The sequence below is a fragment of the Microbispora sp. H13382 genome, assembly GCF_014161445.1.
GTDB lineage: Bacteria > Actinomycetota > Actinomycetes > Streptosporangiales > Streptosporangiaceae > Microbispora.
Genome location: NZ_JABBXA010000001.1, coordinates 340,430 through 358,839, shown reverse-complemented (window position 1 = coordinate 358,839; position 18,410 = coordinate 340,430). Strand labels below are relative to the sequence as shown.

The following is an 18,410-nucleotide window of genomic DNA, read 5'->3' as shown; positions in this document are numbered from 1 at the left end:
TCCCCCCCGGCCCGAGTTCCCCCCGATCGTTTGGAGAGTTCGCTGATGTCCTCATCGCGCCGGGTGACGCCTGGTCTCGTCCCGCCCGCCACGTCACGCCGTACGGGAGCCGCACGCCGGGGCGCGGCGGCGCTGGGCCTCGCCGTCGCCACGACCGTCACGGGGGTCGCCGTTAACACGGCCTCCGCGGGCGCGGCCGTCCCCGCCGAACCGGTGTTTCAGAACGGCATGGCTCAGCCGGTGTTCTCGTCGAACCGCAATGACTGGATCCGCGAGGAAGTGTGGGTCGAGACCCCGGTCGACAGCGACGGCGACGGACGGGGCGACCGGGTGCACGCCGAGGTCACCCGTCTGCGGGAGACCGAGACGGCCGGCCTGAAGTCGCCCGTGGTCTACGAGGTCAGCCCCTACTACGCCGGCGGCAACCCCATCACCAACCACGATGTGGACCACGAGCTCCACGAGGCGCTGCGCCCGGGCAAGGGCTGGCAGAACCGCGGCGGCAGGCTGCTCGACCCGGCGGCCGACGAGCGCCTGGCCGCGGCGGCCGCCGGCGATGCCGGCGGCGCGGACGCGGCCGTCGCGGACGCGCAGACCGGCCCGCAGCCGGCCATCAGCACCAGCCACGAGTCCAACTGGCTGCCGCGCGGCTTCGCGGTGGTCCACGCCGAGTCGCTGGGCAGCGGCAAGTCGGACGGCTGCCCGACCACCGGCGGGCGCAACGAGACCATCGGCGCCAGGTCGGTCGTCGACTGGCTGAACGGCCGCGCGAAGGCGTACGACGCCTCCGGGCGGGAGGTCAGGGCGACGTGGACGACCGGCAAGGTCGGCATGATCGGCACCTCGTACAACGGCACCCTGCCCAACGCGGTCGCGAGCACCGGCGTCGAGGGCCTGGAGGCCATCGTGCCGATCTCGGCTATCTCCAGCTGGTACGACTACTACCGCGCGAACGGCGCCGTCGTGGCCCCCGGCGGCTACCAGGGCGAGGACACCGACGTGCTCGCGGAGTACGTCTACACGCGCGCGGACAAGCAGGTCTGCCGGAGCGTCATCGAGGAGCTCGCGAAGGCGCAGGACCGCGTCACCGGCGACTACAACGCCTTCTGGGACGAGCGCAACTACATGAACGACGTCGGCAACGTCCACGCGGCGGTGCTGGTCGCGCACGGCCTCAACGACTGGAACGTCAAGACCAAGCACGCCGCGCAGTGGTACGAGGCGCTCAGGGTGCGCGGGGTGCCGCACAAGATCTACCTGCACCAGGGCGGGCACGGCGGCTCCCCCAGCGTCGATGTGCTCAACCGCTGGTTCACCCGCTACCTGTGGGGCTACGAGAACGGCGTGGAGAGCGACCCCCGCGCCCTGGTCCAGCGCGAGGACAGGACGCTGGTGCAGTACGCCGAGTGGCCCGACCCGGGCGCCGCGGACACCGAGCTCAACCTGGCCCCCGGCGCCGGCGGCGCGGCCGGCGCGCTCACCCTCGACAGGACCCGGGTGGGCAATCCGGTGACCGAGACGATCGTCGACGACGCCACCAAGCGGGCGCAGACCCTCGCCGACGCCGCCACCTCGCCCAGCCGCCTGGCGTACGTGTCGGAGTCGCTGACCGCGTCCGCCAGGCTCAGCGGCACCCCCCGGGTGTCGCTGCGGATGTCCTTCGGCCAGCCGGCCGCGAACGTCACGGCGCTGCTCGTCGACTACGACCAGAACGGCAAGGCGAAGATCATCACCCGGGGCTGGACGGACCCGCAGAACCGCAAGTCGATCTCGCGGACCGAGCCGGTCAAGCCGGGCACGCCCTACCGCCTCGACTTCGACCTGCAGCCGCACGACTACGTCTTCACCGCCGGGCACCGGATCGGGATCGTGCTGCTGTCGAGCGACTACGAGTACACCATCCGGCCCGCCCCCGGCGCGCGGCTGCACCTCGACACGACGAAGAGCACGGTGACGCTGCCGATCGTGGGCGGCGCCGGCGCGCTCACCCCCGCGAGCTGACCGTCCTCCTCGCGACACGCCGTCCCCCTCGGCCTGATCGGCCGGCGGGGACGGCCTGCGTGTGACTACAGCAGAGCCTCGCGGTGCCGCCAGGCGAGCTCCAGCACGGCCGCGCCCGCCGCCTGCATCGGCTCGTCGCGGACGTACCGCCGCACCGTCTCCGCGTCGAACGGGACGCGGCCGACGACCTGGCCCTCGCTGTTGGACGCGGCGACCTCGCCGAAGACGGCGTCGAACGTCTCCGCCTCCAGCACGGTCACCGTGAGGAAGTCGGTCGCGAAGGTCAGCGGGTCGACCCCCACGCCCAGCACCAGGGAGCGCACCCGCCCGTCCTCGCGGGCGTCGGTCAGCGACCGGTAGAGCGGCCAGCTCTCGTAGTCGAAGCCATCGCCGTACTCCTCCCTCCGCCCGAGGAACTCCTCGGCGTACTCGCGGACCACGCACTTCCACAGGTCGAGGTCGGCCCTCTCCGCGGTTGCGGACTCCTGCGCGGGCTGGAACACGCCGACCGGCATGACCTGGAAGAGCCCGCCGCCGTGCGCCACCCGGGCCGGGTCGCGCCAGTGCAGGACGAACGACGTCTCCCCCGTACGGCGGTCGTGGCGCAGCGTCAGGGTCGAGACCGCGCAGAGCGCGGGCCGCCTGCGCAGGTCGGTGGGGTCGCCCACGAGCGCGCGAAACGGCAGCGGCCGCCCGCCCTCGCATCCGGCGAACGCGCGCGCGGCGAGCTCTCGGCCCGTGAACTCGTGAGCGGCGAGCTCTCGGCCCGTGAACTCGTGAGCGGCGAGCTCATGGGCGGCCCCCTCGCCCACGCTCACGCCGTCGAAGTAGCGCGCCCGGGTGAAGGTCAGCTCCGGCCAGGCGACCTCCAGCAGCCGGTAGCAGACGCGGTCCTCGAAGAGCCGGGGCCGGGCGAGGCTCCCCAGCGCGTCGGGGTAGGCGCCGGCGCCTTCCGGCAGCAGGGCCGCCGCCTCCGGCTCGCGGCCCGTGACGGCCGGGGCGGGAGCCTCCTCCACCCAGCCGAGCCGCACCTCGCGCAGGTCGAGGGGCGTGACCGGGATCCAGTCGTCCCGGACGAGCAGGCGGGTCGATCCGGCCCTCGCCACCCCGGGGTAGAGCTCGCCGGCGACGCGCGCCAGCTCGTGCCTGTTCCCGTTCAGGCGATCGCGCACCTCGGTCCATTCGGGTCCCGTCGGACGCCCGCGCGCCCTCGAATGCGATGTCACGGGCTCAGCACCCTACTCTCGGAGGCCGGCACGACGGCCCCGCGCGGAGCGGAGGGCCGCTCGGTCACCTCCGGCGGCCGCGCGACGTCATATCCGGTGACGGAAGCATCCGGAGAGGAGCTCACGATGCACTCGCATCGACAGGGGACGTCGCTGCTGCACCTGGACGCCAGCGCCAGCGGCCGCGACGACTCGGTCACCAGGCGGTTGACAGCGCGCTACGCCGACATCTGGCGGGGTCTCCACGGGCCCGCCGGGTACCGCTACCGCGATCTCGCCGCCCAACCGGTCCCGCTGGTGTCCCCGGCCTTCGTCTCCCTCGGCATACGGGTGGAGAGGCACGGCACGGTCCCGCTGCCGAAGGTGGCGGAGTTGGCCGAGGGGCCCGCCGAGGAGCACGAGTGGGCGCTGACCCTGCCACTGATCACGGAGCTGCGCGCCGCGGGAACGGTGCTGATGGGTGTCCCGATGTACAACTTCTCCGTGCCCGCGTCCCTCAAGGCGTGGATCGACCGCGTGACCTTCCCCGGGGCGTTCCTCGACGACGGCACCGGAGACCGCCTGCTCCGGCGGACGAAGGTGGTGGTGGTCACCGCCCGCGGCGGCTGCTACGCGCCGGGCACGCCCCGCGAGGACTTCGACTTCCAGACGCCCTACCTCCGGGCGTACTTCACCGATCTCGGCGTGGCTCCGGGGAACCTGCACTTCGTCCACGCCGAGATGACCCGGGCCGCGGACGTGCCCGCCCTGGCCCGCTTCACGCCCTTGGCGGCGGACTCCCTGGCCGCGGCGCGGACCGCCGTGTCCGATCTGGCCGGCGAGCCGGCGGGCCGGACACCCCGGTGACGATAATCACCGGGGGCCGCCGGCGTCTCCTTCCCGAACGTGCGTTGTTCCTCTCCCGTCACGGGACGAACCGCGCCGGTGAGAGGTGACCGATGAACGACCAGGCTCGATTGGCCGAGCACTTCGCCCGATCCCGCGGGCATCTGCGAGGGGTCGCGTTCCGCATGCTGGGCAGCGCGGACGAGGCGGACGACGCGGTGCAGGAGACCTGGTTGCGCGCCTGCCGCGCCGACTCCGGTTCCGTCGAGAACCCGGCCGCCTGGCTGACGACGATCACCGGACGGGTCTGTCTCGACATGCTGCGCTCACGCGGCCGGCGGCGTGAGGACGTGACCGACCTGACCGAACTCGACATGCCGGCCCCTCACGGGGAGACCTCAGACCCGGCGGAGGAGGCGGTGCTCGCCGACTCCGTCGGTCTCGCGCTGCTCGTGGTCCTCGACACGCTCGGGCCCGCCGAACGCGCCGCCTTCGTGCTGCACGACCTGTTCGCCGTGCCGTTCGACGAGATCGCCGTGATCGTGCGACGCTCGCCCGCGGCCGCGAAGAAGCTGGCGAGCCGCGCGCGGAGCCGGGTGCGCGGCGGAGCCGGCGTCCCCTCCTCCGGCCTGGCCAGGCAGCGTGCGGTGGTGGACGCCTTCCTGGCCGCCTCCCGGACCGGCGACCTCGACGGCCTGCTGGCGGTGCTCGCTCCCGACGTCGTACGCCGGGCCGATCCCTTCGCGCTGCGCGGGCAGGCCGCGGCTCCGGCGCAGGTGCGCGGCGCGCGGGCCGTCGCGGAGGAGACACGCGCCAACATCCGCATGGCCCGCTTCGCCCGGATCGCTCTCGTCAACGGCTCCGTGGGAGCGGTGGTCGCCCCGCGCGGACGCCTGCTGTTCGTCCTCGAAATCGCCGTCACCGGCGACCGCGTCACGTCCATCGACGTCATCGGTGATCCCGCCCGCCTGGCAGGGGTCCGGCTCGGCCTCCCCGACGTCCCGTCGGCGGCGGTGAGCACGGCGTCCGGGCCGCGGCGCCTTCCCTTCCCGGGCGTCTGAGGCCGGATAGGCAGGAAGAATCCCCCGGCTTCCGTTTCGTGATGTCCGCCGCTCTTGACCCTGCAACAGGGACGGGTATAAACACATACGAAACAACATCGAAACGGCGGTGAACCAACACGATGTACGCCGAGGAGCGGCAGCAGGAGATCCTGCGGATGGCCCGCGACGCCGGACGGGTCGACGTGGTGAGGCTCGCCGAGCGGTTCGGCGTCACCACGGAGACCATCCGCCGCGACCTCACCGCCCTGGAGCGGGCGGGCGTCCTGCGGCGCGTGCACGGCGGCGCCATCCCGGTCGAGCGCCTGGGGTTCGAACCCGCCCTGGCCGCCAGGGACGAGGTGATGACGGCCGAGAAGGAGCGCATCGCCAAAGCCGCCCTGGCCGAGCTCCCGCAGGACGGCGCCGTGGTCATCGACGCGGGCTCCACGACGAGCCGGCTCGTGCAGGCACTGCCGCCGGACCGCGAGCTCACCGTCGTCGTGAACTCGCCGCCGCTGGCCACGACGCTGGCGACCCGCCCCAACCTGACCGTGCTCATGCTGGGCGGCCGGGTGCGCGGCCGGACGCTGGCGACCGTGGAGGACTGGGCCATCCAGCAGCTGTCGCAGCTCAACGTGGACGTCGCCTTCATGGCCACCAACGGCTGCTCGGTGGCCAAGGGCCTGACGACCCCCGACCCGGCCGAGGCGGCGATCAAGCGGGCGATGATCGCCTGCGCCGACCGCGCCGTCCTGCTGGCCGACCACACGAAGTTCTCCGGCACCTATCTGGCGCGCTTCGCGACGCTCGGCGAGATCGACGTCGTGATCACCGACACCGGGCTCGACGCCGACCAGGCGGCCGTGCTGGCCGCCGCGGGACCGGAGGTGGTCCGCGCATGATCCTCACGCTGACCCTCAATCCCAGCCTCGACCGCACCATCGAGGTCGGCGCGCTCACCCGCGGCGCCGTCATCCGGGCGGCCGCCACGCACCTCGACCCCGGCGGCAAGGGCGTCAACGTCTCACGCGCCCTGCTGGCCAACGACGTCAGGTCGTGCGCCGTCATCCCGTACGGCGGCAGCGAGGGACGCCGGCTCCTCGACCTGCTCTCGGCGGAGGGCATCGACATGATCCCCGTGCCGGTCAACGGTCCGACCAGGTCGAACGTCGCGATCGCCGAGCCGGACGGAACGGTCACCAAGGTGAACGAGCCGGGCACCGCGCTGACCCCCGCCGAGCTGGACACACTGGCGGGCGCCGTGCTCGACGCCGCCCGGTCGGCCGACTGGGTGGTCGCCTCGGGCAGCCTTCCGCCCGGCGTCCCGGTGGACGTCTACGCCGGGTTGTGCCGCCGCTTCGCCGACGCCGGCATCAACCTCGCCGTCGACACGAGCGGCCCCGCCCTCGTGTCCGCCGTGAACGCCGGCCCCGCCCTGATCAAACCCAACCGCGACGAACTCGCCGAGGCCACCGGCACCTCGATCGCCTGTGTCGGCGACGCGCTCGACGCGGTCGGCAAGCTGCGCGCCATGGGCGCGCGGTCGGTCCTGACCAGCCTCGGCGCCGACGGCGCGCTGCTGGCCGAAGACGACGGACAGGTCTGGTACGGCGAATGCGCGGTCGAGGAGCCGCGCAGCAGCGTGGGTGCGGGCGACGCCCTGCTGGCGGGCTTCCTCGCCGCCGGAGCCCGTGGCGGGACCGCCCTCGCCGAGGGCCTGGCCTGGGCCGGCGCGGCCGTACGGCTGCCCGGCAGCCGGATGCCCTGCCCCGCCGACATCGACCGCACACACGTCCGGATCGGTCCCCCCGACCCGGCCCGGCCGCTCACCCCACCCCCTCGCCCGGCGCCCGGGGGGGCGTGAGCACGACCCACCACCCTCGTCGAGCCCCCCGCCCCTGCCGACTCAGCCGCTTCGCCCGCTTCACACCCCCGATCCACTCGCTTCACCCGCTTCACACCCCCTGCCTCACTCGCTTCAACCGCTTCACACCCCCTGCCTCACTCGCTTCGCCCGCTTCGCACCCCCTGATTCACTCGCTTCGCTTGCTCATGCCCGGGGGATGGCAGCGACCCGAGAACCCCCCAGCCGGCCAGCCAGGCCGGTCGCCCCGGAAGGAGCACCCCAATGGCCACGCCCTACACCCCCACCGTGCACGGCACCGGTGTGCGGGCCACGATCCAGCGCTTCGGCGGCCATCTCGCCGGGATGATCATGCCCAACATCGGCGCCTTCATCGCCTGGGGCCTCATCACGGCCCTGTTCATCCCGACCGGGTGGGTGCCGAACAAGACACTCGCCGAACTGGTCGGCCCGATCATCAATGTCCTGCTCCCGGTGCTCATCGGCTACACCGGCGGCCGGATGGTCCACGCCCAGCGCGGCGCGGTGGTCGGCGCCGTCGCCACGATGGGCGTGGTCGTCGGAGCCGACGTCCCGATGTTCCTCGGCGCGATGATCATCGGTCCGCTGGCCGCGCTGATCCTCAAGTACGTCGACCGGTTCACCGCCGAGCGGACCAGGGCCGGCTTCGAGATGCTGGTCGACAACTTCACCGCCGGCATCGTCGGCGCGGCGACGGCGATCGCCGGCGTCCTCGCCATCGGCCCGGTCGTGGAGAAGGTCACGGAGGTCGCGGGCGACGGCGTCGCCTGGCTCGTCTCCCACTCGCTCCTGCCGATCGCGTCGGTCATCATCGAGCCCGCCAAGGTGCTGTTCCTCAACAACGCGATCAACCACGGGGTGCTCGGGCCGCTGGGCGTCGCCGAGTCGGTCAAGCACGGCAAGTCGATCCTGTTCATGCTGGAGTCCAACCCCGGCCCGGGCCTCGGCCTGCTGATCGCCTACCTGCTGTTCGGCCCGAGGTCCCTGCGCCCCAGCACCCCCGCCGCTATGATCATCCACTTCTTCGGCGGCATCCACGAGATCTACTTCCCGTACGTGCTGATGAAGCCGCGCCTGATCCTCGCGGTGATCGCCGGCGGCGCATCGGGCGTGCTCACCTTCCTGGTCACCGGGGCGGGCCTGGTCGCGACGCCGTCGCCGGGCAGCATCTTCGCCTACATGGCGGTGACCCCGAAGGGCGGCTGGTTCGGGGTGATCGCCGGGATCGTGATCGCCACGGCCGTGTCCTTCGCCGTCGCCGCGGCGCTGCTGGGCTTCGGCCGCGCCAACGGCGACCAGCCGGAGGAACCGGCACAGGACGGCGTCCCGGGCGACACCACCGGCACGAACGACACCCATGACGACAAGCGCGACAACGAGACGGCGGCCGAGAGCGTGCCCGCCACCAAGGAGGCGTAGAACCGTGTCCAGCATCGAGGGCAAGGACGTCCGCAAGCTCATCGTGGCCTGCGACGCGGGCATGGGCAGCAGCGTCATGCTGGCGAGCACGCTGCGCAAGCAACTCAAGGGCACTGCGGTCAGCGTGGAGCACACCCCGGTCAACTCGATCCCCGCGGACGCCGACGTGATCGTCTGCCACACCGGGCTGGCCGACCGCGCCAGGGCGAGCGCCCCCGGCGTCGTGCTCGTGCCGTTCCAGGTCTTCATCGGCGACCCGGCCGTGACCCGGGTCGTCGCCGCCATCAAGAACGGGGGCACGATCGATGGCTGACCGGGCCGGCACGGCCCCGCTCCCCCTCGACCCCCGCGCCGTACGGACGGCCGCGACCGCCGCGGACCTCGAGGACGCCGTCCGGCAGTGCGGCGCGGTCCTCCAGGAGGTCGGCGCGGTGGACGGGACCTACGCCGAGGCCATGCTCGAACGCGAACGGTCGATCTCCACGTACGTCGGAGAGGGCGTGGCCATCCCGCACGGCACGCTGACGTCGAAGGAGGCGGTCCGTCACGACGCCATCTGCGTGCTGCGCTTCCCCGAGGGCGTCGACTGGCACGGTGAGCGGGTGACGGTGTGCGTCGGCATCGCGGCGCGCGGCGACGGCCACATGCGGTTGCTGTCGCGGCTCGCCCAGATCCTGCTCGACCCGGACCGCGCCGCGGCCCTGCGGGCCGCCGCCGAGGTCGACGAGGTCATCCACCTGCTGCAGCCGGACGGAGAGGAAGACTCCGAGTGAAAGTCGCCCGTTTCCACGCTCCCGGGGACATCCGCCTGGAGGAGGTGCCCGAGCCCGTCGCCCGCCCCGGCGAGGTCAAGATCCGCGTACGCAACTGCTCGACGTGCGGCACGGACGTGAAGATCTACCGGTTCGGGCACCACCACATCAGGCCGCCCCGGGTGATGGGCCACGAGATCGCCGGGGAGGTCGTGGAGGCCGGCGAGGGCGTCACCGGCTGGAGCCCGGGCGACCGGGTGCAGGTGATCGCCGCGATCCCCTGCGGCGAGTGCGAGGAGTGCCGGCGGGGCCACCTCACGGTCTGCCCCAATCAGGAGTCGATGGGCTACCACTACGACGGCGGCTTCGCGCAGTACATGGTCGTGCCGGCGAAGGTGCTCGCCGTGGACGGCCTCAACCGGATTCCCGACGGGGTCGGGTTCGCCGAGGCGTCCCTCGCCGAGCCGCTCGCCTGCGTGCTCAACGGGCAGGAGCTGGCCCGTGTGGGCGAGGGCGACGACGTGGTCGTCGTCGGCTCGGGCCCGATCGGCTGCCTGCACGTGCGGCTGGCCCGTTCGCGCGGCGCGGCCCGGGTGTTCCTCGCCGACCTGAACGCCGAGCGCCTCACCATGGCCGCCGACCTCGTACGGCCGGACGCGGCGATCTGCTCGGGCGAGACCGACCTCGTGGACGAGGTGCTCAAGCTGACCGGAGGCCGGGGCGCCGACGTGGTGATCACGGCGGCGGCCTCCGGGGCGGCGCAGCAGCAGGCGTTGCAGATGGCCGCGCGGCAGGGCCGGATCAGCTTCTTCGGCGGGTTGCCGAAGGACGACCCGATCATCGCCTGCGACTCCAACCTCGTGCACTACCGGGAGCTGACCATCGTCGGCGCCAACGGGTCGAGCCCGGCCCACAACGCCCGCGCCCTGCGGCTCATCGCCGAGGGAGCGGTGCCGGTCGCCGACCTGATCACCCACCGCCTCGGCCTGGACGAGGTCATGGACGCCGTCGACGTCGTCGCCCGCGGCGCCGCCATCAAGGTCACCATCGAGCCCTGACGTCTGAGAGGTAGCGATGCCGGAAAGGACAGTGGCGGTCGCCTCGCGCTCCGGCCTGCACGCCCGCCCCGCCAAGATCTTCGTCGAGGCGGCGGCGCGGCAGGCCGTGCCCGTGCGCATCCGCGTGGGCGACGGCAAGGCCGTCCCCGCCAACAGCATGCTGGGCGTGCTGACCCTCGGGGCCGGGCACGGCGCCGAGGTCACCCTGGAGGCCGACGGGCCGGGGGCGGAGGAGGCCCTGACCACCCTCGCGGACCTGCTGTCCCGCGACCTCGACGCGGAAGGAGCCGAGGGAGCCGCCTGACCGGCGGCTGAGGGCATCCGGACCGCCCTGCGGGCGCGTCCCCCGGCCCGCGCCCGCCGCACCTGCACGCTCAGCCCGGCCTCGCCGCGCTCCCGCGGCCGTCGTCGACCATCACGATGACGGCCGCGCTCCGCGTGATGGAGACTGGGACGCGGGAGGGAGGAGCAGGCGATGGCGGCTCGGGATCGGCGGGCGGCGGAAACCGGCGAGCACGAGGAGAACACGTTCTTCCATCGGCGGCCCGCTCCGACGCTGCGTCAGCTGGTCGCGTGGTACAGCGCCTACCGCGAGGCCGGAGTCGCTCCGGCCACGCATCGCGGCCTGCCCTCGCCGTACCTGACGATGATCGTCACGCTCGACGATCCGCTCGTCGTCGCGGCGCACCCCGACCCGCGCACCCCGCCCGGGTCGTACGACACGCTGGTCGGCGGGCTGCACACCACCCCCGCGCTGATCACGCACGACGGCCGGCAGTCGGGCGTGCAGCTCGCGCTGACGCCGCTCGGCGCGCGGGCCCTGCTCGGGCTGCCCGCCGGGGAGCTGTCCGGGCTCGACCTGGACGGCGCCGAGGTGCTCGGCCAACTGGCGGCCGAGCTCCGCGAACGCCTCCTGGAGGCGCCCGGCTGGGACGAGCGCTTCGCGGTCCTCGACGCGGTCCTGTCCCGGCGCGCTCGCCCCACGCGGGCGCAGCCGGCCGAGGTGGCGCGGGCGTGGCGGCGGACGCTGACCGCCGGCGGGCGGGTCACCGTGTCCGGCCTCGCCCGCGAGGTGGGCTGGAGCACGAGGCACCTCAACGGCCGTTTCCGGGAGGAGATCGGCCTGTCCCCCAAGGAGGCGGCGCGGGTCGTGCGGTTCGACCGGGCCCGCCGCCTGCTGCAGCACGCGGCGGTGTCAGGGCGGCGGCTCACGCTGGCCGACGCGGCGGCCGAGTGCGGGTTCTACGACCAGGCGCATCTCGCCCGCGAGTTCGGCGCCCTCGCCGGGTGCCCACCAAGCCAGTGGCTGGCCGAGGAGGGCGGCCACGGAGGCGAGCTGTTCCGAAACGTCCAAGCCGGGGCTGAGGACGGCTCGCCAGACTCGATGGCATGAACGACACCACACCAGCACCTCAGGTATGGCCCACGCTGCGGGCCGGGGACGCACGCACCCTGATCGCCTTCCTCGTCGACGCGTTCGGCTTCGAGGAGACCGCCGTGTACGGCGAGGGCGACCGCGTCGACCATGCCCAGCTCTCCTGGCCGGCAGGCGGCGGGATCATGCTGGGCAGCGTCCGCGACACACCGGACGACAAGTGGAGCCTCACCCCCGGTTCCTTCGGCGCCTATGCGGTGACCGACGACCCGGACGCGCTGTTCGCCCGGGCGACCGCCGCGGGGGCGCGGGTCGTCCAGGAGCCGTACGACACCGACTACGGCTCCCGCGAGTTCGTCGTCCGCGATCCGGAGGGCAATCTCTGGTCGTTCGGCACCTACCGCGGCGAGCCGCGGAAGGCGGCCCCCACAGGGTGAGGTAGGGAATTCCCCACCGTGGTTCCGGCGGTGTGCGGGATGGGCCGCGACCACCGCCGGAACCTACGTTTACGGCCATGACGAACTCCCTCCCCAAGCGTCTTCTGGCCGCCGCGGCCTGTGCCGCGCTGGTGCTCTCCGTTCCCGCGACCGCCTCCGCCGCGATCACCCAGCCCTCCGCCCCCACGGCCGCCGCCGTCACCGCCGGGGCCCCGCACGGCTCGATCGTGTCGGCGACCCGGATCGACCGGCTGTCGCCCGCCCGGGTCTCCGCCACCCTGCGCGCCGCCGGCTTCCCCGTGCCGGAGCACCCGCTCGGCGTCGACGTCTACCGGGTCGTCTACCGGACCACCGGCACCGGCGGACAGCCCACGACCGCCAGCGGCGTCGTGACCCTGCCCCGCTCCGGGGACGGGCGCCTGTCGTTCGCGGTCTACGAGCACGGGACGCTTCCCACCAAGCGCTACGCGCCCTCCGTCGCTCCGGGCAGCGACGGCCGGCTGGTGCCGGTCATGTTCGCCGCCGCGGGCTTCGCGGGGGTGGCGCCCGACTACCTCGGTCTCGGGCTCGGGCCGGGCCGGCATCCGTACATGGACGCGGCGTCGGAGGTGACCGCCTCCGCCGACCTGCTGCGCGCCGCCCGCGATCTCGCCGCCCGGCACGGCCGCGGCCTCGACGGCCGGGTGATGGTCACCGGCTTCTCCCAGGGCGGGCACGCCGCCATGGCGCTGGGCCGCGCGCTCCAGCGGGGCGTCGTGCCCGGACTCCGGCTCGCCGCGCTCGCCCCGATCAGCGGGCCGTACGCCGTCGAGCGGGCCGAGCTGCCCGCCGTCCTGTCCGGGGACGTCGAGCCGCGCTCCGCGACGTTCTACCTCGCGTACTGGATCACGTCGATGAACCGGCTCCACCATCTGTACGACACGCCCGGCCAGGCGTTCCGCGCACCGTACGACCGGACGGTGGAGGGGCTCTTCGACGGGCGGCACACCGAGGAGCAGATCGCCGCCGCGCTCCCGGCGAGCCCGGCCGAGTTGCTGACCGAGGAGTTCATGGCCCAGGTCAGGCAGCCCTCGGGCGCGTTCCTCGAAGCGCTGCGCGTCAACGACACCACCTGCACCGGCTGGCGGCCCCGGGTCCCGGTCACGCTGTACGCGGCCCGTGGCGACCGCGACGTGGCGATCGCCAACGCCCGGGTGTGCCGCGACGACCTGGCGGCGAGCGGGGCGAACGTGCGCCTGGTCGACGCCGGGGCCGTCGGCCACGTGCACGGCGCCCTGTGGTCCCTCCCCCGCGTGCTCCGGGCGTTCCAGGATCTCCTCACCTGAGGGCGCCGGGACGAATACCCCGCCCAAAACCGGATAGGGGTGTCTTGAAGTGGACTAACAGTTCAAACGCGATCAAACAGCGAGAGGAGCCGTCCCATGACGGACGTGTCGAGCAGGGGGCCGGAGCCCGGGGACGAGCGTCCGGTGCTGACCAACCGTCAAGGGCACCCGGTCTACGACAACCAGAACCAGCGGACGGTCGGCGCGCGCGGCCCGGCCACTCTCGAGAACTACCAGTTCCTGGAGAAGATCAGTCACTTCGACCGGGAGCGCATTCCCGAGCGGGTGGTCCACGCTCGCGGCACGGTCGCCTACGGCTTCTTCGAGGCGTACGGCAAATGGGGTGACGAGCCGATCGCCCGGTTCACCAGGGCGAAGCTCTTCCAGGAGGCCGGCAAGCGCACCGATCTCGCCATCCGGTTCTCTACCGTGATCGGGGGGCGCGACTCGTCCGAGTGCGCCCGCGACCCGCGCGGCTTCGCCGTGAAGTTCTACACCGAGGACGGCAACTGGGACCTCGTCGGCAACAACCTCGCGGTGTTCTTCATCCGCGACGCCATCAAGTTCCCTGACGTGATCCACGCGCTCAAGCCGGACCCGGTGACGTTCCGGCAGGAGCCGAACCGGATCTTCGACTTCATGTCGCAGTCGCCCGAGAGCATGCACATGCTCGTCAACCTGTTCAGCCCGCGCGGCATCCCGGCGGGCTACCGGCACATGCAGGGCTTCGGGGTCAACACCTACAAGTGGGTCAACGCGCAGGGCGACACCGTGCTCGTGAAGTACCACTGGATGCCCAAGCAGGGGGTCAGGAGCATGACGGCCGAGGACGCCGCCCGCATCCAGGCCCACGAGCTCGGGCACGCGACCAAGGACCTCCGTGACGCGATCGAGCGGGGCGACTATCCGGAATGGGAGCTGCTCGTCCAGATGATGAGCGACGACGAACACCCCGAGCTGGACTTCGACCCGCTGGACGACACCAAGGTCTGGCCCGAGGAGCTCTTCCCGGCCAAGCCGGTCGGGCGGATGGTCCTCGACCGGACCGTCAGCAACAACTTCGCGGAAAACGAGCAGATCTCCTTCGGCACCGGCGTCCTCGTCGACGGGCTGGACTTCTCCGACGACAAGATGCTGGTGGGCAGGACGTTCTCCTACAGCGACACCCAGCGCTACCGCGTCGGGCCGAACTACCTGCAGCTGCCCGTGAACCAGGCCAAGAACGCCGAGGTGCGCACCAACCAGCGCGACGGCCTCATGACCTACCACCAGGACCAGGGAGGCGAGAACCCGCACATCAACTACGAGCCGTCTATCAACGGCGGGCTGCGGGAGGGACAGTTCCCGACGCACGACGAGCAGGGCCCGGAGATCGTCGGCAGGCTCACCCGCAAGCGCATCCCGCGGACCAACGACTACAAGCAGGCGGGCCAGCGCTACCTGCTCATGGAGCAGTGGGAGCGTGACGACCTGGTGGAGAACATGACCACCATGCTGTCGCAGTGCGACCGGCCCATCCAGGAGCGCATGGTCTGGCACCTGCTGCTGGTCGAGGACGACCTCGGCCTGCGCGTCGGCGAGGGGCTAGGCATCACACCCGACGACGTCAAGCACCTGGAGCCGCTGGCGAGCCAGGACCTGACGGAGGAGGACACGCAGCGCCTGGCCAACCTCGGCAAGAACGGCCCGCGCGACGTATCGGGCCTCACGATGACGCACTGCGTCCCGGACGAGCGGGCCACGGTACCCGCGATGTGAGCCCGGCATGATCGGACCAGGGCCCGGCCCGGGCTACCCGGGCCGGGCCCCGGCACGTCCGCGTCGCGGGGCCGCTACCCTACGGGGAGGCTGCGATGTTGAGGAGTGTGCGACTATGCGCGTTGTTGATGCTTTCCGGCAGGCGTACGGCGGCGAACCCGCCGGGGTCTGGCACGCGCCCGGCAGGGTCAACCTGATCGGCGAGCACACCGACTACAACGACGGCTTCGTCCTGCCGTTCGCGGTGCCGTGGGGCGTGACGGCCGCGGTCAGCCCCCGCGACGACCTCACGGTGCGGATCGCCTCCCTCCAGGCGCCCGGCGAGGAGCAGGTGCTGGAGGACCTCGACCGGGCCGCGGGCTGGGCCCGCTACCCCACCGGGGTCGTCGCGGTGATGCGCGGCGCCGGACTCCCGGTGCGCGGCGCCGACATCGCGGTCGACGGCGACGTGCCCAAGGGCGCCGGGCTGTCCTCCAGCGCCGCGCTGGAGGTCTCGGTCGGGCTCGCCCTGAACGACCTGTACGGCCTCGGCCTGGAGCCGATGGAGCTGGCCAGGCTGTGCCAGAAGGCCGAGAACGAGTTCGTCGGCATGCCCTGCGGGATCATGGACCAGGCGGCCTCGGCGCTGAGCCGAGAGGGGCACGCCCTGTTCCTCGACTGCCGCTCGCTGGCCAGTCGCGCCGTCCCGTTCGACCTGTCGGCGTACGGATTGCAGATCCTCATCGTCAACACCGGCGTGCACCACGAGCTGGCCGACGGGCAGTACGCCAGGCGGCGCCAGGACTGCGAGAACGCGGCCAAGCGCCTCGGCGTCCCGTCGCTGCGGGACGTCACCGACCTCGCCGCGGCCCTGTCGAGGCTGAGCGGCGACGAGCGGGCCCGCACCCAGCACGTCGTCACCGAGAACCATCGGGTGGAGGCCGTCATCGGGCTGCTGCGGGCCAAAGCCGTACAGGAGATCGGCGCCCTGCTGAACGCCTCGCACCTGTCCCTCCGGGACCAGTACCAGGTCTCCTGCCCGGAGCTGGACGTGGCCGTCGAGGCCGCGGTCAAGGGCGGCGCGCGCGGGGCGCGGATGACCGGCGGCGGCTTCGGCGGCTCGGCCATCGCGCTCGTCGCCGACGACCGGGTGGACCGGGTCCGCACCACCGTGGAGCAGGCCTACGCCGAGCGCGGCTGGGCCGCGCCGACGTTCCTGCCGGCCACTCCGGCGGCCGGCGCCCGCCGTCTGCGCTGAGCCCTACGTCAGAGGCGGGAAGTCCGACGGCCGGCGTTCGAGGAAGCTCGCCACTCCCTCGGCGAAGTCCGGCCGCCGGAACGACTCCATCATCAGCCGTACGGCCTCGTCCCTGGCCTCGTCGAGCCCCGCCTGCCAGCCGCCCCAGATCTGCCGCTTGATCACGGCCATCGACGCGGGCGAGCACTGGGTGGCCAGATCCTTCGCGTACGCGACGGCCTCGGCGAGCAGCCGCTCCCCCGGCACGGCGCGTACGGCGAGGCCCATGGCGCACGCCTGCGCGCCGGTGAAGACCCGGCCGGACAGCAGCAGGTCCATCGCCCGCGCCTGGCCGGCCAGCCGGGGCAGGATCCAGCCGAGGCCGTACTCGGCGACGAGGCCTCGCCGCGAGAACGCGGTCGTCCACTTGGCGTCGTCGGCGGTCAGGACCACGTCGCACACGAGCGCGTGGACCATCCCCAGCCCGGCGCACGCGCCGTTGACCGCGGCGACGACGGGCGTCCGCAGGGTGGTGGGGAAGGTGTTGGGCCGGGGGTCCTGCTCGTCGGCGTAGGTTCCCGCCTGCAGGGCCGTCAGGTCGGCGAAGTCGGCCCCGGCGCAGAAACCCTTCCCCGCGCCGGTCACCACGACCGCCCGTACGGACGGGTCGCGGTCGGCCTCCTCCAGCAGGTCGAAGTAGCGCCGTCCCATCTCGGCGGTCCAGGCGTTCAGCCGTTCGGGCCGGTTGAACGTCAGGATCCGCACACCGCCGTCGTCCTCGGACAGCACCACCATCGCCACACCCCTCCTTCGCCCGAACATAGTTCTACACGGTTCTACACCAGCGGAGGGCGGTGGACGTAGGCCGGCGTGAGCCGTACGTCGTCGTAGTAGCGGTGGAAGACCGGCGTCGCGGCGCCGGACAGGGGCGGCACGATCCAGGACCAGTCCGCGGGGCAGACGCGCCCGCTGCGCTCCTCCCGTTCCAGATGGGTCATGAACCGCCGCGCCTCCGTGTGGTGGTCGGTGATCGTCACACCGTCCTCCGCGAAGGAGTGCAGCACGGCGACGTTGAGCTCCACCAGGGCCTGGTCGCGCCAGAGCGTCCGGTCGTGGGAGGTGTCGAGGCCGAGCTGCTCGGCGACCACCGGGAGCTGGTCGTAGCGGTCCCGGTCGGCCAGGTTACGCGCGCCGATCTCGGTGCCCATGTACCAGCCGTTGAACGGCGCGCACGGGTAGGAGACGCCGCCGATCTCCAGCGACATGTTCGCGATCGCCGGCACGGCGTGCCACCTGAGTCCCAGATCGGCGAACCACGGGAAGGCCGGGTGCCGGAGCGGCACCTCCAGGACCGCGTCGCGCGGCACCTCCCGCAGGACCAGGGCGCCCTTGGCCTCCACGACCAGCGGCAGGACGTCGAACCTCGTCCCGTCCCCCCGCCAGCCCATGCGCAGGGCCCGCGTGGTGATCCGCGCGTTGGCCGGATCGCCGAGGACCGAGCCGTCCTCGCGGACGTACCCGGCGTACCGGATGAGCTGGTCGTTGAGGATCCGCGGCGCCCGCTCCCCCGGCCGGTCGGGGGCGCACACCGTGATGGTGGGGCGGATCCTGCCCTTCCCGGTGGCCGCCCTGAGATGCTCGACGCACTCCTCGGCCACGCCGTCCGCGGTGTCCACGTGCCGCCGGTCACGGACCTGCAGCGACCGCCAGTAGAGGCGCCCGATGCATCTGTTGCTGTTGCGCCACGCCACCCGCGCGCCGAAGGTCAGCTCGCCCGTGGTGTGCGTGTACGTCCCCGTCTGCTCGATCTCCGCGAAGACCTCCCGGAGCCGCTGCTCCACCGGGCCCGCCACCGGGTTCTCCGCGTGGTGGAGCCGGATGAAGTCCTCCGCCTCCCGTCTGTCGACCTCCTCCCCGCGTTCCCGTACGGGCGCGGGGGTCTTCCTCGTTTTACGCCAAGTCAGCACGACCGCCACACACTTCGCGCTCACGGGCGCCCCGCGCCGGTTCCGGGCCGGCGGCGACACCCTCCCGCAGTGGCCCTCACCCCACTGCGCCGTCCGTGGTCCGCGGCAGCCGCGACCGGTACG

General features: G+C 72.7%; 18 protein-coding genes. 15 read left to right on the top strand and 3 right to left on the bottom strand.

Going from position 1 to position 18,410, the window contains the following annotated elements; translation table 11 throughout:
- The first annotated feature begins 45 nt into the window (after positions 1-45).
- Positions 46-2,001: a Xaa-Pro dipeptidyl-peptidase gene (locus HHX41_RS01540; protein ID WP_182904506.1), complete on the top strand. Its 1,956-nt coding sequence runs from the start codon at positions 46-48 to the stop codon at positions 1,999-2,001.
- Positions 2,002-2,066: 65 nt separating this feature from the next.
- Here HHX41_RS01540 and HHX41_RS01535 read toward each other — a convergent pair whose 3' ends face one another.
- Positions 2,067-3,173 carry a transcriptional regulator gene (locus HHX41_RS01535; protein ID WP_182904505.1) on the bottom strand — a complete coding sequence of 369 codons (1,107 nt, stop codon included), beginning with the start codon at positions 3,171-3,173 and terminating at the stop codon, positions 2,067-2,069.
- 180 nt (positions 3,174-3,353) lie between these two features.
- Between HHX41_RS01535 and HHX41_RS01530 the strand changes: the two genes are divergently transcribed.
- The 14 genes from HHX41_RS01530 to galK all read left to right on the top strand — a co-directional run bounded on the left by HHX41_RS01530 (position 3,354) and on the right by galK (position 16,341).
- Positions 3,354-4,073, top strand: a complete 720-nt coding sequence (locus tag HHX41_RS01530; RefSeq protein ID WP_182904504.1) for an FMN-dependent NADH-azoreductase — start codon at positions 3,354-3,356, stop codon at positions 4,071-4,073.
- A gap of 92 nt (positions 4,074-4,165) precedes the next feature.
- On the top strand, positions 4,166-5,113 hold the full coding sequence (locus tag HHX41_RS01525) for a sigma-70 family RNA polymerase sigma factor (protein ID WP_182904503.1): 948 nt from the start codon (positions 4,166-4,168) through the stop codon (positions 5,111-5,113).
- A 122-nt stretch (positions 5,114-5,235) separates the two neighbouring features.
- Positions 5,236-5,997 (top strand): DeoR/GlpR family DNA-binding transcription regulator, encoded by a 762-nt coding sequence (locus tag HHX41_RS01520; protein WP_169979005.1) that lies wholly within the window; start codon positions 5,236-5,238, stop codon positions 5,995-5,997.
- Entirely contained in the window at positions 5,994-6,959 is a 966-nt protein-coding gene (locus HHX41_RS01515) for a 1-phosphofructokinase family hexose kinase (RefSeq protein ID WP_169979007.1), read from the top strand. The genes HHX41_RS01520 and HHX41_RS01515 overlap by 4 nt, the downstream gene beginning before the upstream one ends.
- A gap of 264 nt (positions 6,960-7,223) precedes the next feature.
- Positions 7,224-8,399 carry a PTS mannitol transporter subunit IICB gene (gene mtlA, locus HHX41_RS01510; RefSeq protein WP_182904502.1) on the top strand — a complete coding sequence of 392 codons (1,176 nt, stop codon included), beginning with the start codon at positions 7,224-7,226 and terminating at the stop codon, positions 8,397-8,399.
- Between the two features lie 4 nt (positions 8,400-8,403).
- On the top strand, positions 8,404-8,712 hold the full coding sequence (locus HHX41_RS01505; RefSeq protein WP_169979011.1) for a PTS lactose transporter subunit IIB: 309 nt from the start codon (positions 8,404-8,406) through the stop codon (positions 8,710-8,712).
- Positions 8,705-9,172 carry a PTS sugar transporter subunit IIA gene (locus HHX41_RS01500; protein ID WP_182904501.1) on the top strand — a complete coding sequence of 156 codons (468 nt, stop codon included), beginning with the start codon at positions 8,705-8,707 and terminating at the stop codon, positions 9,170-9,172. Before HHX41_RS01505 ends, HHX41_RS01500 begins: the two co-directional genes overlap by 8 nt.
- Complete coding sequence (locus tag HHX41_RS01495) at positions 9,169-10,209, top strand: zinc-dependent dehydrogenase (RefSeq protein WP_169979015.1); 1,041 nt, start codon at positions 9,169-9,171, stop codon at positions 10,207-10,209. Before HHX41_RS01500 ends, HHX41_RS01495 begins: the two co-directional genes overlap by 4 nt.
- 16 nt (positions 10,210-10,225) lie before the next feature.
- Positions 10,226-10,513: an HPr family phosphocarrier protein gene (locus tag HHX41_RS01490; RefSeq protein ID WP_182904500.1), complete on the top strand. Its 288-nt coding sequence runs from the start codon at positions 10,226-10,228 to the stop codon at positions 10,511-10,513.
- A gap of 171 nt (positions 10,514-10,684) precedes the next feature.
- A complete protein-coding gene (locus tag HHX41_RS01485; RefSeq protein WP_182904499.1) occupies positions 10,685-11,602 on the top strand; it encodes an AraC family transcriptional regulator in 918 nt (305 codons plus the stop codon).
- Positions 11,599-12,021: a VOC family protein gene (locus HHX41_RS01480; RefSeq protein ID WP_182904498.1), complete on the top strand. Its 423-nt coding sequence runs from the start codon at positions 11,599-11,601 to the stop codon at positions 12,019-12,021. Before HHX41_RS01485 ends, HHX41_RS01480 begins: the two co-directional genes overlap by 4 nt.
- Positions 12,022-12,098: 77 nt before the next feature.
- Positions 12,099-13,346, top strand: a complete 1,248-nt coding sequence (locus HHX41_RS01475; protein WP_182904497.1) for a hypothetical protein — start codon at positions 12,099-12,101, stop codon at positions 13,344-13,346.
- A 96-nt stretch (positions 13,347-13,442) separates the two neighbouring features.
- A complete protein-coding gene (locus HHX41_RS01470) occupies positions 13,443-15,104 on the top strand; it encodes a catalase (RefSeq protein WP_182904496.1) in 1,662 nt (553 codons plus the stop codon).
- A 115-nt stretch (positions 15,105-15,219) separates the two neighbouring features.
- On the top strand, positions 15,220-16,341 hold the full coding sequence (gene galK / locus HHX41_RS01465; RefSeq protein ID WP_182904495.1) for a galactokinase: 1,122 nt from the start codon (positions 15,220-15,222) through the stop codon (positions 16,339-16,341).
- A 3-nt stretch (positions 16,342-16,344) separates the two neighbouring features.
- On the opposite strand, the gene HHX41_RS01460 is transcribed toward galK, so the two are convergent.
- Both HHX41_RS01460 and HHX41_RS01455 read right to left on the bottom strand, forming a co-directional pair.
- Complete coding sequence (locus HHX41_RS01460) at positions 16,345-17,115, bottom strand: enoyl-CoA hydratase-related protein (RefSeq protein ID WP_259400597.1); 771 nt, start codon at positions 17,113-17,115, stop codon at positions 16,345-16,347.
- Between the two features lie 41 nt (positions 17,116-17,156).
- The gene (locus HHX41_RS01455) at positions 17,157-18,311 is read right to left on the bottom strand and encodes a nitric oxide synthase oxygenase (RefSeq protein ID WP_310741710.1); all 1,155 of its coding nucleotides are present in this window, start codon (positions 18,309-18,311) and stop codon (positions 17,157-17,159) included.
- Between the last annotated feature and the right edge of the window lie 99 nt (positions 18,312-18,410).

Coding starts and splice junctions, on each gene's coding strand:
- HHX41_RS01480 (WP_182904498.1), top strand. CDS start 11,599: ATGAACGACACCACACCAGCACCTCAGGTATGGCCCACGCTGCGGGCC.
- HHX41_RS01525 (WP_182904503.1), top strand. CDS start 4,166: ATGAACGACCAGGCTCGATTGGCCGAGCACTTCGCCCGATCCCGCGGG.
- HHX41_RS01475 (WP_182904497.1), top strand. CDS start 12,099: ATGACGAACTCCCTCCCCAAGCGTCTTCTGGCCGCCGCGGCCTGTGCC.
- mtlA (WP_182904502.1), top strand. CDS start 7,224: ATGGCCACGCCCTACACCCCCACCGTGCACGGCACCGGTGTGCGGGCC.
- HHX41_RS01460 (WP_259400597.1), bottom strand. CDS start 17,115: ATGGTGGTGCTGTCCGAGGACGACGGCGGTGTGCGGATCCTGACGTTC.
- galK (WP_182904495.1), top strand. CDS start 15,220: ATGCGCGTTGTTGATGCTTTCCGGCAGGCGTACGGCGGCGAACCCGCC.
- HHX41_RS01530 (WP_182904504.1), top strand. CDS start 3,354: ATGCACTCGCATCGACAGGGGACGTCGCTGCTGCACCTGGACGCCAGC.
- HHX41_RS01520 (WP_169979005.1), top strand. CDS start 5,236: ATGTACGCCGAGGAGCGGCAGCAGGAGATCCTGCGGATGGCCCGCGAC.
- HHX41_RS01500 (WP_182904501.1), top strand. CDS start 8,705: ATGGCTGACCGGGCCGGCACGGCCCCGCTCCCCCTCGACCCCCGCGCC.
- HHX41_RS01515 (WP_169979007.1), top strand. CDS start 5,994: ATGATCCTCACGCTGACCCTCAATCCCAGCCTCGACCGCACCATCGAG.
- HHX41_RS01470 (WP_182904496.1), top strand. CDS start 13,443: ATGACGGACGTGTCGAGCAGGGGGCCGGAGCCCGGGGACGAGCGTCCG.
- HHX41_RS01490 (WP_182904500.1), top strand. CDS start 10,226: ATGCCGGAAAGGACAGTGGCGGTCGCCTCGCGCTCCGGCCTGCACGCC.
- HHX41_RS01540 (WP_182904506.1), top strand. CDS start 46: ATGTCCTCATCGCGCCGGGTGACGCCTGGTCTCGTCCCGCCCGCCACG.
- HHX41_RS01485 (WP_182904499.1), top strand. CDS start 10,685: ATGGCGGCTCGGGATCGGCGGGCGGCGGAAACCGGCGAGCACGAGGAG.